15 protein-coding genes are annotated in these 15248 nt (G+C 73.9%); 10 read left to right on the forward strand and 5 right to left on the reverse strand.

The features are described from left to right. Positions 1-61: 61 nt before the first annotated feature. From EES41_RS12245 to efeU, 6 genes are all read left to right on the forward strand, one after another. Positions 62-1084 (forward strand): hemin ABC transporter substrate-binding protein, encoded by a 1023-nt coding sequence (locus tag EES41_RS12245; protein ID WP_123078009.1) that lies wholly within the window; start codon positions 62-64, stop codon positions 1082-1084. A gap of 4 nt (positions 1085-1088) precedes the next feature. Then, on the forward strand, positions 1089-2201 hold the full coding sequence (locus tag EES41_RS12250; RefSeq protein WP_123078011.1) for an iron ABC transporter permease: 1113 nt from the start codon (positions 1089-1091) through the stop codon (positions 2199-2201). Beyond that, the gene (locus tag EES41_RS12255) at positions 2198-3037 is read left to right on the forward strand and encodes a heme ABC transporter ATP-binding protein (RefSeq protein ID WP_123078013.1); all 840 of its coding nucleotides are present in this window, start codon (positions 2198-2200) and stop codon (positions 3035-3037) included. Before EES41_RS12250 ends, EES41_RS12255 begins: the two co-directional genes overlap by 4 nt. 177 nt (positions 3038-3214) lie before the next feature. Then, on the forward strand, positions 3215-4369 hold the full coding sequence (gene efeO / locus EES41_RS12260) for an iron uptake system protein EfeO (protein WP_123078015.1): 1155 nt from the start codon (positions 3215-3217) through the stop codon (positions 4367-4369). 21 nt (positions 4370-4390) lie between these two features. Then, positions 4391-5689 carry an iron uptake transporter deferrochelatase/peroxidase subunit gene (gene efeB / locus EES41_RS12265; RefSeq protein ID WP_123078017.1) on the forward strand — a complete coding sequence of 433 codons (1299 nt, stop codon included), beginning with the start codon at positions 4391-4393 and terminating at the stop codon, positions 5687-5689. Positions 5690-5710: 21 nt separating this feature from the next. Continuing rightward, the gene (gene efeU, locus EES41_RS12270; RefSeq protein WP_123078019.1) at positions 5711-6565 is read left to right on the forward strand and encodes an iron uptake transporter permease EfeU; all 855 of its coding nucleotides are present in this window, start codon (positions 5711-5713) and stop codon (positions 6563-6565) included. Between the two features lie 73 nt (positions 6566-6638). Here the strand turns inward: efeU and EES41_RS12275 are convergent, their stop codons facing one another. The 3 genes from EES41_RS12275 to EES41_RS12285 are packed head-to-tail and all read right to left on the reverse strand — an operon-like array spanning position 6639 to position 8936. Then, positions 6639-7259 carry a GNAT family N-acetyltransferase gene (locus EES41_RS12275; protein ID WP_254211415.1) on the reverse strand — a complete coding sequence of 207 codons (621 nt, stop codon included), beginning with the start codon at positions 7257-7259 and terminating at the stop codon, positions 6639-6641. After that, positions 7256-8116, reverse strand: a complete 861-nt coding sequence (locus EES41_RS12280) for a PhzF family phenazine biosynthesis protein (RefSeq protein WP_123078020.1) — start codon at positions 8114-8116, stop codon at positions 7256-7258. Before EES41_RS12280 ends, EES41_RS12275 begins: the two co-directional genes overlap by 4 nt. Positions 8117-8174: 58 nt before the next feature. Then, entirely contained in the window at positions 8175-8936 is a 762-nt protein-coding gene (locus tag EES41_RS12285; RefSeq protein ID WP_123078022.1) for an SDR family oxidoreductase, read from the reverse strand. Positions 8937-9042: 106 nt separating this feature from the next. Here EES41_RS12285 and EES41_RS12290 point away from each other — a divergent pair, with 106 nt between their 5' ends. Further along, positions 9043-10347, forward strand: a complete 1305-nt coding sequence (locus EES41_RS12290) for a Bcr/CflA family multidrug efflux MFS transporter (RefSeq protein WP_123078024.1) — start codon at positions 9043-9045, stop codon at positions 10345-10347. A gap of 32 nt (positions 10348-10379) precedes the next feature. Then, a complete protein-coding gene (locus EES41_RS12295; protein WP_123078026.1) occupies positions 10380-11399 on the forward strand; it encodes a small ribosomal subunit Rsm22 family protein in 1020 nt (339 codons plus the stop codon). 26 nt (positions 11400-11425) lie between these two features. On the opposite strand, the gene ddaH is transcribed toward EES41_RS12295, so the two are convergent. After that, positions 11426-12235 carry a dimethylargininase gene (gene ddaH / locus EES41_RS12300; RefSeq protein WP_123078028.1) on the reverse strand — a complete coding sequence of 270 codons (810 nt, stop codon included), beginning with the start codon at positions 12233-12235 and terminating at the stop codon, positions 11426-11428. Positions 12236-12366: 131 nt separating this feature from the next. Between ddaH and EES41_RS12305 the strand changes: the two genes are divergently transcribed. Both EES41_RS12305 and EES41_RS12310 read left to right on the forward strand, forming a co-directional pair. Continuing rightward, positions 12367-13107: a TetR/AcrR family transcriptional regulator gene (locus EES41_RS12305; RefSeq protein WP_123078031.1), complete on the forward strand. Its 741-nt coding sequence runs from the start codon at positions 12367-12369 to the stop codon at positions 13105-13107. Between the two features lie 175 nt (positions 13108-13282). Further along, complete coding sequence (locus EES41_RS12310; RefSeq protein WP_123078033.1) at positions 13283-14032, forward strand: bifunctional DNA primase/polymerase; 750 nt, start codon at positions 13283-13285, stop codon at positions 14030-14032. Positions 14033-14418: 386 nt separating this feature from the next. Here EES41_RS12310 and yaaA read toward each other — a convergent pair whose 3' ends face one another. Then, on the reverse strand, positions 14419-15219 hold the full coding sequence (yaaA, locus tag EES41_RS12315; protein ID WP_123078035.1) for a peroxide stress protein YaaA: 801 nt from the start codon (positions 15217-15219) through the stop codon (positions 14419-14421). Positions 15220-15248 lie beyond the last annotated feature (29 nt).

Genomic DNA, 15248 nt, shown 5'->3' on the forward strand with positions numbered 1-15248 from the left:
CGGAAACCCGCTCATCCCCCGCCAGCCCGCCCTTCAGCCGGACGATCAGGACGGTGCCTTCGTGCCTACGCCCGCCGCGCCACCCCGCTTCCCCCGTCTCGTCACCGCCCTCGCGGCGCTGGCCCTGACACTGGCCGTGACCGGCTGCGGAGGTGCGGCCACCCGGGAGAACTCCCCCGCCCCCGCCGTCTCGTCGGCCCCGGACCGGGTCGAGCCGCTCACCCCGGCTCCGGCGCCCGCCCTGCCGGTGACCGTCACCTCGGCGGACGGCACCGAGGTCACCGTCACCTCGGCGGAGCGGGTGATCCCGCTGACCGGCAGCCTCAACGAGATCGTCCAGACCCTCGGCCTCGGCGACCGGGTCGTCGCCCGCGACATCACCGCCACCTTCGAACAGGCCGCAAAGCTCCCCGTCGTGACCCGCGGCCACGACGTCTCGGCGGAGAGCGTGCTCTCGCTGCGCCCGACCCTGGTGCTCGCCGAGACCACCTCCGGCCCCGCCGAGGCGATCCGGCAGATCCGCGACGCGGGCATCCCGCTCCTCGTGATCGCCCCGGCCAAGTCCCTGGACGACGTACCGAAACGGATCGAGACCGTGGCCGGCGCGCTGGGCGTCCGGGACGCCGGGGCGCGGCTGAAGCAGCGCACCGCCGAGCGGATCGCCGCCGCCCGCAAGGACATTCCGGGCGACGCCTCCGGCAAGAAGCCCCGGGTCGCCTTCCTCTACCTGCGCGGCTCCGCCTCCGTCTACCTGCTGGGCGGCTCCGACTCGGGCGCCGCCTCGCTGCTGGAAGCGGCGGGCGCGGTCGACACCGGCAAGGAGTCGGGGCTCGGCAAGGACTTCACCCCCATCACCAGCGAGGCCCTGGCGGCCGCCGCGCCCGACGCGATCCTCGTCATGTCCAAGGGCCTGGAGTCCGTGGGCGGCCTCGACGGCCTGGTGAAGATCCCGGGCGTCGCCCAGACCCCGGCGGGCATGGACCGCCGCGTGGTCTCGGTGGACGACGGCGTCCTCCTCAACTACGGCCCGCGCACCGACCAGGTGCTCACCTCGCTGATCGACCAGCTCTACGGCAAGGCCTGAGAACGTGACCCTCCCCGACACCGTCGGCCCGGCCGGCCGGCAGACGGCGCCGCCGCCCGCGCGGCCGCCCGCGCGGCCGCCCGTACGCAAGCGGCGCGGCGCGGCTCTGCTCACCGCCGCCCTCGCGGGCGTCCTGCTCGTCATCGCGCTGCTGTCCGCGGGCGTCGGCGCGTACGAGATCCCCACCGGGGACGTACTCGCCTCCGCGCAGCACCGGATGGGCCTCGGCGGGGCCGCCCTCGACCGGGTCGGGGAGAGCGTGCTGTGGAACGTACGGCTGCCGCGCGTGGTGCTCGCGCTGCTCGTCGGGTCGAGCCTCGGCTGCGCGGGCGCCCTGATGCAGGGGGTGTTCGGCAATCCGCTCGCCGAGCCGGGGGTCATCGGCATCTCGGCGGGCGCCGCCGTGGGCGCCGTCGCCTCGATCGGTCTCGGCCTCAGCTTCTTCGGCAACTGGACGATCACCGTCTGCGCGTTCGTCTCCGGCCTGGTCACGGTGGGCTCGGTGTACCTGCTGTCGCGGAGCGGCGGCAAGACCGAGGTCGTCACCCTGATCCTCACGGGCATCGCGGTCAACGCCTTCGCCGGCGCCCTGATCGGCCTGTTCGTGTTCTTCGCGGACAGCGGCCAGGTCAACCAGATCACCTTCTGGCAGCTCGGCTCCCTCGCCCAGGCCACCTGGCCCAAGGTCCTCGCCGTGCTGCCCTGCGCCCTCGCCGGGCTGCTCGTCGCCCCCTTCTACGCGGGCAGGCTCGACCTGCTCGCCCTCGGCGAGCGCCCCGCCCGGCACCTCGGCATCGAGGTCGAGCGGCTGCGGCTCACCCTGATCCTGGTGGTCGCGCTGCTCACCGCGGCCGCCGTCGCCGTCGCCGGGGTGATCACCTTCGTCGGGCTGCTGGTGCCGCACCTGCTGCGGATGGCCAACGGCCCGGGGCACCGCTTCCTGGTGCCGGGCAGCACCCTGGCCGGCGCCGTCGTCCTGCTCGCGGGCGACCTGGCCGCGCGGACCATCGCCGCACCGGCCGAGCTGCCGCTCGGCGTGCTGACCGCCCTGATCGGCAGCCCCTTCTTCTTCTGGCTGCTGCGCCGGACCCGCCGCAAGCAAGGAGGCTGGGCATGAGCGTCCTGTTCGGGCGGCGCGGGCGGACCGTCCCCGCCCGGCCCGCGCCCGGCGCGCCCCTCGCCGAGGCCTCGGACCTCCACGTCCGGCTCGGGCAGCGCGAGGTGCTGGCCGGGATCGAACTGACGGCCCGGGCCGGCGAGGTGCTGGCCCTGGTCGGGCCGAACGGCGCGGGCAAGTCCACCCTGCTGGGCGCCCTCGCCGCGGACCTCCCGGCGGCCTCCGGGGTCGTACGGATCGACGGGCGCCCGGTGGGCGACTGGTCGGCGCCCGATCTCGCGCTGCGCCGGTCGGTGCTCCCCCAGTCTGCGGCGCTGGCGTTCCCCTTTCCCGTGGAGGACGTCGTCCGGATGGGCCGCGCCCCCTGGGCGGGTACCCCGTACGCCGATTCCGACGGGGCGGCGGTCGCCGCCGCCATGGCCGCGACCGAGGTGACCGGCTTCGCCGAGCGCCCCTTCTCCGCGCTCTCCGGCGGCGAGCGGGCCCGGGTCGCGCTGGCCCGCGTGCTGGCCCAGGGGGCGCCGCTGTTGCTGCTCGACGAACCCACGGCCGCCCTCGACCTGCGCCACCAGGAGCTGGTGCTGCGGATCTGCCGGGAGCGGGCCGCCGCCGGGGACGCGGTGGTCGTCGTCCTGCACGACCTGGGTCTGGCGGCCGCGTACGCGGACCGGGCCGCCGTGCTGCACGACGGGCGGATCGCGGCGGACGGACCGCCGGCCGAGGTGTTCGAGGACGGGCTGCTGAGCCGGGTGTACCGGCAGCCGGTGGAGGTGCTGCCGCACCCTCGGACGGGGGCCCCGCTGGTGGTCCCGGTGCGCGGCTTGACCTCCGCTTGACCTTGTCATGGGGTCGTCATGAGGGCTCTGTGACGGCCCCGTGTCCACCCCCGGGCGGTGTGCGCCGAATCACTGGAAGAGCGGGTATGAGTCAGGTAAGGCTCGGTTAAGTTAGGTCCGCCTCACCGGCCTCTCCCCACCCGGGGCGGCCCCCCGTCCGAAGCCCCAGGAGCTCCCATGCGCCCCGTCCGCCTCTCCGTCCTCACCGCGGCCGCCGTCGTGGCAGCTCTCACCGCCGTCACCGGCTGCGCCGAGAAGAGCGACTCCGCCGGCGGCGACGGCGCGATCCACGTGACCGCGACCGACACGGCGTGCGAGGTCTCGAAGAAGGACTTCCCGGCGGGCAAGGCGACCATCGAGGTCGAGAACAAGGGCGCCAAGGTCACCGAGCTGTACCTGCTCTTCCCGGACGGCCGCATCGTCGCCGAGCGCGAGAACATCGGCCCCGGCACCAAGGCCTCCATCACCGCCGAGATCAAGGCGGGCGACTACGAGATCGCCTGCAAGCCCGGCATGAAGGGCGACGGCATCCGTCAGCAGGTCAAGGCCACCGGCTCGGGCGCCGTCGAGAAGCGCAGCCCCGAGGCGGACGCCGCGGTCTCCGCGTACCGCACCTACGTCCAGGAGCAGGCCGACGAGACCCTCCCCAAGGCGCAGGCCTTCGCGGACGCCGTCAAGGCCGGGGACGTCGAGGCCGCGAAGAAGGCGTACGCCGTCTCCCGCATCGGCTGGGAGCGCACCGAGCCGGTCGCCGAGTCCTTCGGTGACATCGACCCGAAGGTCGACGTCCGCGAGGACGGCCTGGAGGCCGGCCAGGACCCGGCGAAGGACTGGACGGGCTGGCACCGCCTGGAGAAGTCCCTCTTCCAGGACGGCAAGATCACCGACCAGGACAAGAAGCTCGCCGACACCCTGATGGCCGACCTCACCGACTGGCAGAAGAAGGTCGGCCAGGCGGAGATCACCCCCACCTCGATGGCCAACGGCGCCAAGGAGCTCCTCGACGAGGTCGCCACCGGCAAGGTCACCGGTGAGGAAGAGCGCTACTCCCACACCGACCTGGTCGACTTCAAGGCCAACGTCGAGGGCGCGCAGAAGGCGTACGAGCTGCTCAAGCCGATCGCCTCGAAGAACGACCCGGCCCTGGCCGCCGAGCTCGACAAGCAGTTCGGCGCGATGAACACGCTCCTCGACAAGTACCGCGCCGACAAGGCGAGCTACGAGTTCCAGTCGTACGAGACGGTCAAGGAGGACCAGCGCAAGGAGCTGTCGGACGCCGTCAGTGCCCTCGGTGAGCCGCTGTCCAAGCTCGCCGCCGCCGTCGCCAAGTAACGCGTACCGAAGGTGTCGACCATGTCCGAGGAAACCAGCAGCACCGGCGCCGAAGGCCCCGGCGACGGGAGCACCCGCGACGGGAGCACCACCGGCGCACCGTCCCGACGGGCCGTGCTCGGCTGGGGCGGTGCCGGGCTCGCGCTCGGCGCCGCCGCGGCGGGCGGTACCGTCGCGGCGCTCAGGAGCGGCACCGACACCGTGCCGGCCGGGATGACCGGCTCGGCCGTCCCCTTCCACGGGGAGCACCAGGCGGGTATCGCCAGCGCGGTGCAGGACCGTCTGCACTTCGCGGCGTTCGACGTGACGACGAAGGACCGCGCCGCCCTGGTGCGGCTCCTGAAGGACTGGACGCGGGCGGCCGAGCGGATGACCGCCGGCCTTCCGGTCGGCGAGGGCGCCGTCGGCGGCCTGCCCCAGGCCCCGCCGGACGACACCGGCGAGGCCCTCGGCCTCAAGCCGAACCGGCTCACGCTGACCATCGGCTTCGGCCCCGGCCTGTTCGCCAAGGACCGCTTCGGCCTGGAGGACAAGCGCCCCGAGGCCCTGGTCGACCTGGAACAGTTCCCCGGCGACAACCTCGACGCGGCCCGCTCCGGCGGCGACCTGTGCGTCCAGGCCTGCGCGGACGACCCGCAGGTCGCGGTGCACGCCATCCGCCAGCTCGCCCGCATCGGCTTCGGCAAGACCGCGATGCGCTGGTCCCAGCTCGGCTTCGGGAAAACCTCCTCGACCACCCCCGACGAGCAGACCCCGCGCAACATGATGGGCTTCAAGGACGGCACCCGGAACATCTCGGGCACCGACACGGCGGCACTGGACAAGCACGTGTGGGTCGCCTCCGGCGACGGCGCCGACTGGATGACCGGCGGCTCCTACCTGGTGGCTCGCCGCATCCGCATGCACATCGAGACCTGGGACCGCACCCCGCTCCAGGAACAGGAGGACATCTTCGGCCGCGACAAGGCCGAAGGCGCCCCGGTAGGCAAGCCCAGGGAACACGACGCACCGTTCCTGAAGGCGATGAAACCGGACGCCCACGTCCGCCTCGCACACCCCGACAGCAACGACGGCGCGACGATCCTGCGCCGCGGCTACTCCTTCACCGACGGCACCGACGGCCTCGGCCGGCTCGACGCGGGCCTGTTCTTCCTCGCCTACCAGCGCGACGTCCGCAAGGGCTTCGTCCGGATCCAGCGGGCACTGTCGAAGAGCGACTCGCTCAACGAATACATCCAGCACGTGGGTTCGGCCGTCTTCGCCGTCCCGCCGGGCGTCCGCGACACGGACGACTGGTGGGGCCGGACGCTGTTCTCGTAGTAGCGGACAAGGGGAAACCACGTGTTCAGCAATTATCTGATCGGGCTGCGCGAAGGGCTGGAGGCCAGCCTGGTCGTCTGCATCCTCGTCGCCTACCTGGTCAAGACCGGGCACAAGGACAAGCTGGCCCCGCTGTGGGCCGGTGTGGGCCTGGCGGCGGCGGTGAGCCTGGGCTTCGGCGCGGCGCTCGAATTCGGCACGCAGGAGCTCACGTTCCAGGCGCAGGAGGCGATCGGCGGCTCGCTGTCGATCATCGCCGTGGGCCTGGTGACCTGGATGGTCTTCTGGATGAAGCGCACCGCTCGGCACCTGAAGGCCGAACTGCACGGGAAGCTGGACGCGGCGCTCGCGATGGGCACCGGCGCGCTGGTCTTCACCGCGTTCCTGGCCGTCGGCCGGGAGGGCCTGGAGACCTCGCTGTTCGTGTGGCGCTCGGTGAAGGCGGCCGGAGACGGCGCCGCCCCGCTGGTGGGCGTGCTGCTGGGCATCGCCTCGGCGATCGCGCTGGGCTGGCTGTTCTACCGGGGCGCCCTGAAGATCAACCTGGCCAAGTTCTTCAAGTGGACCGGCGGCATGCTGGTCGTGGTCGCGGCGGGCGTGCTCGCGTACGGGGTCCACGACCTCCAGGAGGCGGACTTCCTGCCCGGCCTGGCAAACAAGGCCTTCGACGTCAGCGAGTCGATCCCGCCGGACAGCTGGTACGGGACGCTGCTGAAGGGCACGTTCAACTTCCAGCCGGACCCGACCTGGCTCCAGGTCGTGGTGTGGGTGCTCTACCTCGTTCCCACGCTGTTCCTGTTCTTCGCCCCGCAGCGGCCCGGCCGCCCGGCGGCGCCGAGCGCTCCGGCCGCGCCGGCCGCCACGGACCGCTCGTAGCGGCAGACCACCCCACGGGGCCCGGATCCACCCGATCCGGGCCCCGTCGGCGTGTGCGGTCGGCGCCGCGCCGTCACCAGAGGCGGTCGACGAGCCCCGGGTGGAGGTCGATCCGCGTCCCCGCGAAGGCGGCGGCGCCGGCCCGGGCGTCGGGGCCGTCCGGGCCGTCCGGGCCGAGGAACTCCGCCAGGACCTCCTTGTCGAACCCGGGCCCGTCCGTCGCCAGGGGTTCCTCGGGCGTCCCGCCCACCAGGACCGCCCCCGGCAGCCGGGTGAATCCGGCGGCCTCGTAGAACGGCGCCAGCGGCCGGTCACAGCTGAACAGCACCAGGTCCAGCCCCGGTACGGCGGCCAGTTCGCGGCGCGCCGCCGCGACGAGCCGGGCGCCGCAGCCCCGGCCGCGCAGTGCCCGCCGGGTCACCACGGAGCTCAGCCCGGCCGCGCGGTACGTCCGTCCCGCGTGCCGGATGTCCTTGAACAGCAGCGCCAGCGAGGCCGCCACGGTGCCGTCGGCGGTCACGAGCAGCAGGGCGCGCGGCGCGAGGGCCGGGTCGTGCCCGGGTGTCGCGCCGGGCCAGGCCTCGGCCTCCAGGGCCGCGACCTGTGCGGCGAGCGCGGCGGGCAGCTCGGCCTCGGCGAACCCGAGCACCCGCGTCACGGGGGCGGCCGCCCCGGCGCCGGGCCCGGCGCTCACGCGATCCTCACGCCCGCGCCGCCGACCCGGACCCGCGGGTCCCCGGCCCGCAGCTCCACCGTCAGCACCCCGGGGCGGCCCATGTCCTCGCCCTGGTGGAGGGTGAGCACCGCGTCCGCCGGGGCCAGTCCCCGCTCGCGGGCGTACGCCCCGAACGCGGCCGCGGCCGCCCCGGTGGCGGGGTCCTCGACGACGCCGCCGACCGGGAAGGGGTTCCGTACGTGGAAGAGCGCCGGGGCCTCGCGGTACACCAGCTGGACCGTGGTCAGGTCCAGGCGCCGCATCAGCGCCTCCAGCCGGTCGAAGTCGTACGAGAGGTCCGCGAGCCGAGCCCGCGTTCCGGCGCCGAGCACCAGGTGCCGGGCCCCGGCGTAGGCGATCCGGGGCTGGAGGGCCGGGTCGAGGTCGGCCGCCGGCCAGTCCAGCGCGGCCAGCGCCTCGGCGAGGTCCGCCGGGGCGATCTCCTCGACGTGGGGCTCCACGCTGGTCAGCACCGCCCGCGGGGCGCCGTCGGCCGTCTCGACCGACACCGGCACCGTCCCGGCGCGGGTCGCGAACACCAGCTCGCCGGGGCCGATGCGCTCGGCCAGCGCGACCGCGGTGGCCACGGTGGCGTGCCCGCAGAAGGGGACCTCCGCCTTGGGGCTGAAGTAGCGCACGGTGAAGCCCCGGCCGGGCGCCGCGGCCAGGCCGGCCGGCGGCGCGGTCAGGAAGGCCGTCTCGCTGTAGCCGAGCCCGGCGGCGATCCCCAGCATGGCGGCGTCGTCCAGCCCGGAGGCGTCCAGCACGACCCCGGCGGGATTGCCGCCCTCGGGGTCGTCGGAGAAGGCGGTGTAGCGCAGTACCTCGGTCGTCATGATCGCCTCAACCGCACCACCGGATCCCGCATTCCCGCGCCCGCGCCCGCCAGACGGCCTAACCCCGGCCGACGTAGGGCATTGCCGTGGCCATCACCGTCGCGAACTGCACGTTCGCCTCCAGCGGCAGCTCCGCCATGTGCAGCACCGTCCGCGCGACGTCGGCCGCGTCCATCACCGGCTCCACCGCCAGCTGCCCGTTGGCCTGGAGGATTCCGGTCCGCATCCGCTCGGTCATCTCCGTCGCCGCGTTGCCGATGTCGATCTGCCCGCACGCGATCCGGTACGGCCGCCCGTCCAGCGACAGCGACTTCGTCAGGCCGGTCATCGCGTGCTTGGTCGCGGTGTAGGCGATCGAGTTCGGCCGCGGCACGTGCGCGGAGATCGAGCCGTTGTTGATGATGCGGCCGCCCTGCGGATCCTGCGCCTTCATCACCCGGAAGGCCGCCTGCGCGCAGAGGAACGCCCCCGTCAGGTTGACGTCCACGACCGCGCGCCAGTCCTCGTAGGCGATGTCCTCCAGCGCGACCCCGGCCGGGCCGAAGGTGCCCGCGTTGTTGAACAGCAGGTCCAGGCGCCCGTACCGGTCCCGTACCGCCGAGAAGAGCGCGGCCACGTCGTCCGGATCGCTCACGTCCGCCCGTACGCACAGCACGTCCGCGCCGGCCCCGGCCGCCTCGGCCGTCCGCTCCAGCGGCTCGGCGCGGCGGCCTGCCACGGCCACCGACCAGCCGGCGGCGGCCAGGGTCAGGGCCACGGAGCGCCCAATTCCGGATCCGGCCCCGGTGACCACGGCGATCTTCTTCCCAGGTTCGTCCATGGGGCCGCAGGCTACGTCACGTCCGCCGAGGGGCCCTGGACGTTCCGATAGCTGAGAACATGGGTCGGTCAGGGGTGCGAAAAACACGAGGAGAGTGGAGTCCCGCATGTCGGAGAGAGCCCCCGCGACGGCGTCCCAGCAGCCGTCGCCCGAGACCCCCTCTGCCCCCGGATCCACCCTTCTCACGAAGGCGCGCCGCACCGGGCTGCTCGTCACCTTCGTGCTCGGCGGCCTCACCGCGCTGCCGCCGCTGTCCATGGACATGTACCTGCCGGCCCTGCCGGAGGTCACCACCGCCCTGCACAGCCCGGCCGCGACCATCCAGCTCACCCTGACCGCCTGCCTGGCCGGCATGGCCCTGGGCCAGCTGGTCATCGGCCCGATGAGCGACAAGCTGGGCCGGCGCGGGCCGCTGCTCACCGGCATGGTCGTCTACGTCCTCGCCACCGCGCTCTGCGCCCTCGCCCCGACCGCCGGAACGCTGATCGCCTTCCGGCTGCTCCAGGGCCTGGCCGGCGCCGCCGCCATCGTCATCGCCCGCGCCGTCGTGCGCGATCTGTACGACGGCGTCGAGATGGCCCGGTTCTTCTCCACCCTGATGCTCATATCCGGGACGGCCCCGATCATCGCCCCGCTCATCGGCGGCCAGGTGCTCCGCTTCGCCGACTGGCGCGGCGTCTTCGCCGTCCTCACCGTCGTCGGCCTCGCGCTCACCCTGCTGGTGTGGCGCGGACTCGGGGAAACCCTGCCGCCCGAGCGCCGCCAGACCGGCGGCGTCGGCGCCGCCCTGCGGACCATGCGGGGGCTGCTCGCCGACCGGGTGTTCGCCGGGTACATGCTGGCCGGCGGCTTCGGGTTCGCCGTCCTCTTCTCGTACATCTCCGCCTCCCCCTTCGTGGTGCAGGAGATCTACGGGGCTTCCCCGCAGGCGTTCAGCCTGCTGTTCGGCCTCAACTCGGTCGGCCTCATCGCCGTCGGCCAGATCAACGGCAAGCTGCTGGTCGGCCGGGTCAGCCTGGACAAGGCCCTGGCGACCGGGCTCGGCACCATCACCCTGGCCTCGGTGGCGCTGCTGCTGATGTCCACGGGGGTGTTCGGCGAGGTCGGGCTGGTGCCGATCGCGGCCGCGCTGTTCGTGCTGATGTCGGCGATGGGCCTGGTGCTGCCGAACACCAACGCGCAGGCCCTGATGCGCACCCCGCACGCCGCCGGATCGGCCTCCGCCCTGCTGGGCACCTCCTCGTTCCTGGTCGGGGCGATCGCCTCGCCGCTGGTCGGGATCGCCGGCGAGGGCACGGCCGTCCCGATGGCGGTGGTCCAGCTGGCCTGTTCGCTGCTGTCGGTGGGCTGCTTCCTCGGGATGTGCAGGCCCTGGCGGGACCGGGAGGCCACGGTGGCCGCCGCGGCGTGAACCGGCCGCCCGCGTCGCCGTAAACTTCGTGGGTGAACGCCTCCGCCCCCGCCCCCGCCACCACCTCCGAAACCCTGCGCCACGCGCTGGGCGGACTGCTCGAAGGACTCCCGCCGAAGCAGGCCTCGGCCGCCGTCGAGCGGCTGATCGCGAACTACCGCGGCACCACCCCGACCGACGCGCCCGTGCTGCGCGACCGCTCCGACGTGGCGGCGTACGCCGCGTACCGGATGCCGGCCACCTTCGAGGCCGTCCGGTCCGCGCTGGACGGGCTGGCCGAGGCGGCCCCGCACTGGACGCCGGGCTCGCACGTGGACGTCGGCGGCGGCACCGGCGCCGCGGCCTGGGCGGCCGACGCCACCTGGGACGGCCCGCGCGGGACCACCGTGCTCGACTGGGCGGAGCCGGCGCTGGCCCTGGGCAAGGAGCTGGCGGCCGCCTCCGGCTCGCCGGTGCTGCGCGGCGCCGACTGGCGGCGGGCCGTCATCGGAGCCGGTCTGGTGCTGCCCGAGGCCGAGCTGGTGACCGTGTCGTACGTGCTCGGCGAGCTCACGCCGGAGGCCCGCCGGGCCGTGGTCGCGGAGGCGGCGCGCGCCGGGCAGGCGGTGGTGGTGATCGAGCCGGGCACGCCCGAGGGGTACCTGCGGATCCGCGAGGCCCGCGACCAGCTGATCGGGGCCGGGCTGCGGGTCGCCGCGCCCTGCCCGCACGACGGGACCTGCCCGATCGAGGTCGGGCAGGACTGGTGCCACTTCTCGGCCCGGGTCAGCCGCTCCTCCCTGCACCGGAAGGTCAAGGGCGGCTCCCTCCCGTACGAGGACGAGAAGTTCAGCTACGTGGCCGCGACCCGCTTCCCGGTGGAGCCGGCCGTCTCCCGGATCACGCGGAGGCCGCAGATCCGCAAGGGGCTCGTCCTGCTGGACCTGTGCGGTCCGCAGGGCGCCGGGGCGCCGGGTCTGACCCGGGCCACCGTGACCAAGCGCCACGGTGACCTCTACAAGTCGGCGCGGGACGCCGACTGGGGCCAGGAGTGGCCGCCGCCCGCTCCGTAGGCCGCGGCCGCATCCGGGGGCGGCGGCTACATCCGCAGCTCCTGGGTGCAGCACTTCACGCTGCCGCCCCCCTTGAGCAGTTCCCCGAGGTCCATGGGGACCGGCTCGAACCCGCGGTCGCGCAGCGGCGCCAGCAGCCCGGCCGCGGCCTGCGGGAGCAGGACGTGCCGGCCGTCCGAGACCGCGTTCAGCCCGAGGGCCGCCGCGTCGTCGGCGTCGGCGATCAGGGCGTCCGGGAAGAGCCGCCGGAGCACGGCCTGGCTGCCGGGCGAGAAGGCGGGCGGGTAGTACATGACCTCGTCGCCGTCGAGGACGCTGAGCGCCGTGTCCAGGTGGTAGTAGCGCGGGTCCACGAGGTCGAGGCCGATGACGGGCCGGCCGAAGAACTCCTGGGCCTCGTCGTGGGAGAGGGGGCTGGAGCGGAAGCCCCGCCCGGCCAGGACGTAGCTGGCCGTGACGGCGAAATCGCCCTCGCCCTCGTTGACGTGGGACGGTTCGTGAATCTCCTGGAAGCCGTGGGACCGGAACCAGTCGAGGTGGATCTCCGCCTCGGCGGCGCGCTCCGGGTGGGCGAACCGGGCGCCGAGCACCCGGCCGTCGACCACGAGGGCGCCGTTCGCGGCGAAGACCATGTCCGGCAGGCCGGGGTCCGGGATGAGGGTCTCGACGGTGTGGCCGAGGGAGCGGTAGCGGTCCCTCAGGTCCTCCCACTGGGCGTTCGCGATGGGCAGGTCCACCGGTTTCGTGGGGTCCATCCACGGGTTGATGGAGTAGGTCACCTTGAAATGTGCGGGTGGGCACATCAGGTAGCGCCGGGGTGTGGCGTCTCTGCGCAAAGAAGGCTCCTCACGACTCACGAAGGTGTGGAGAGAATCGTCCCTCCTCGACGGGGACCGCGCAGTGAACTGACCGGGTGGTTTAAGGAATGACTCGAAGACGAGACGTATCGGGTTGGTAGCTTGGCGGCATGAGCACCGAGCCCCCCGCGTCGAGACCGGCCACCCCGCCACAGCCCGCGAAGGACGCGAAGGCCGCCGCAGCCGCTGCAGCCGCCACAGCCGCCACGGCCGGCAAGACCGTCAAGGCCCCGGACGCCGGCCGCCGCAGCGAGCGCTCCCGGCGCGCGATCCTCGACGCCGCGCTCGCCCTGCTCGGGGAGGTCGGCTACAACAAGCTCACCATCGAGGCCATCGCCGCCCGCGCGGGGGTCGGCAAGCAGACCATCTACCGCTGGTGGCCCTCGAAGGCGGCGGTGCTGCTGGACGCCTCGCTGGCGCTCGCCGGGGAGGCGGGGACCGAAGGCGAGTGGGCCGGGTTCCCCGACACCGGCGATCTCGCGGCCGACCTGAAGCTCGTACTGCGGGCGACGGTCGACGAGTTCAACGACGAGAGGTACGAGGCCCCCGCGCGCGCCCTGACGGCTGCCGGGGCCACGGATCCCGAGCTCGGGGCGCGGTTCACCGAGCGGCTGCTGGAACCCCAGCTCGCCCTGTACGAGGACCGGTTGCGCACGGCCCGGGAGGCCGGCCAGCTCGCGCGGGACACGGATCTGCGCCTGACGGTGGAGATGCTGCTCGGCCCGCTGACGTACCGCTGGCTGCTGCGGACGGCGCCGCTGACGCACGCGTTCACGGACGCGCTGGTGGACCGGGTGCTGGGCGGGGTGGCCGGCGGGACGGCCGCCGGGGTGGGGAAAGTCACCGCCTGACGGCTGACGGCACATGCCGCATCTGGCTGAGAAGATATGGCCGGTTCCTACTGGTATGCACGGGTTTCCCGGGGACCGTACGTGGGGCCCCGGTTGAGGAGCGCGGTCATCCGGGGCTCAGGATGGTGGGAGCATGTGAGGGTCTGCCGGGGCCAACGTTCAGGTGAGGGGATAGATGGGGTCTGAATCGGGCCGCGTCAAACGCGGCGAGCAGAGCAGGATTTCGCAGTGGCTGCGCCTGCGGTCCAAACCCTCGACCGAAGACCCCGGACGAGAACGCGAGGCACTCCTCCTGGCCGTGGCCGCCGCGGGGCTGCCGCTGGCGCCCGCAGCGCATCCGGCCGGCTACCGATGTTCGTGCGACCGCATCGGCTGTCCCACCCCCGCCCGCCACCCCGTCTCCTTCGCCTGGCAGACCCAGTCGACCACCGACCGCGCACAGGTCGAACGCTGGGCGCGCAACCAGCCCCAGGCCAACTTCATCACCGCGACGGGCATGGTCCACGACGTCCTCGACGTCCCGCTCGAAGCCGGCCGCAGCGCGCTGGAGCGCCTGCTGGCCGCCGGCGTGGAGGTCGGCCCCGTCGCCGAGTCCGCCGGCAGGGGCGACCAGGCGCGGATGCTCTTCTTCACCGCGACGCGGGGCACCCCCGAGGACGAGGACGAGTGGTGGCCGTGCGCGCTGGACTGCCACCCCGAGACGATGGACGAGCACCCGGGCCTGCGGTGGCACTGCCGCGGCAGCTACGTCCTGGTCCCGCCGGCGGCCCTGCCGGGTGACCACGCGGTGAGCTGGGTCCGCGGCATGGAGCACGCCCTCCCGGACCCGCTCACCCTCCTGGAAGCCCTCACGGACGCCTGCGCCGCCTACGCCGACTCCACCCCCCACACCCCGGCCACGGTCGCCTGGCCACTGGGCCACTGACCCCGCCCTTTGCCTCGCCGGCACACCGATCCAGCCCCGCCGACGCGATCCAGCCCCGCCGGCGCGATCCAGCCCCGCCGGCGCGATCCAGCCTCGCCGGCGTTTGAGGCGCGGGTCTGGGCAGAGCCCAGGTGGGGGTCCCCCCGGACGAAGTCTGGGGGAGGAGGAAGGGCGGGGCGGGGAGAAGCCCGCGCAGCGACCGGCCATGGGCACGCGCGGCGCCGCTGCCGGGGGCCAGCCCCCGAACCCCCGCGCCTCAAACGCCGGCGAGGCTGAAGGTGGCGGCGGCCGGCCCCCGAGCCCGGCGCCTCAAACGCCGGCGGGGCTTATTGGTACGCCGGCGAGGCCAAAAGACGCCGCGGGCTGGAGGCAGCGGCGGGACGGCGTCAGTGGACCTGGGTGACGATCACGTCGAGGGACCACGGCTTCGCGGAGGCGGCGGGGCCGCCGGCCTCGACCACGTACCCGAGGTCCCGCAGCGCCGTCACCAGCTCCGCCGGCGACGCCGGTACGGCTCCGGCCACCAGCAGGTCCCGTACCAGCCGCCCCTTCGTCGCCTTGTTGAAGTGGCTGACCACCGACCGCTTCTCCACGCCGTCCACGATCTGCGAGTGCAGCACCCGCACCGTCGCCGCGCGCCCCGCCACCTCCCCCTTCGGCTTCCACGCGGACGCGTACGCCGAGGACCGCAGGTCCAGGACCAGCCCGTCCCCCGCCGCCTCCGGCAGCACCCCGGCCATCGGCTCCCGCCAGTACGCGCCCAGCGCGCCCAGCCCCGGCAGCTTCACCCCCATCGAGCACCGGTACGACGGGATCCGGTCCGTCACGCGCACCGCGCCCCACAGCCCGGAGAACACCATCAGGGAGTCGTCCGCCAGGGCCCGGGCGGCCTCCGGCAGGGAGGACAGCCCGAGCGCGTCGTACAGCACGCCGGTGTAGATCTCCCCCGCCGGCCGCGCCACCGCCTCCCGCAGCCCGGCGTTCTTCGCGACCTCGCCCCGCAGTCCCTCGCTCAGGCCCAGCACCTCGCGCGCCTTGAGCTCGTCCCCGGCGCACAGCTCGACCAGTTCCTCCAGTACGGCCGCCCGCGCCCCGGCCAGCCCCGGCAGCGACAGGGTCCCCGGCTCCAGCGGTGCGCCGGAACCGCCGGCGGCCTTTCCCTCGGAAGGCGGCAGCAGCACGAGCACGGTGGTTCTCCTTCATGACGAACACGGCA

Source organism: Streptomyces sp. ADI95-16, assembly GCF_003721495.1.
Taxonomy (GTDB): Bacteria; Actinomycetota; Actinomycetes; order Streptomycetales; family Streptomycetaceae; genus Streptomyces; species Streptomyces goshikiensis.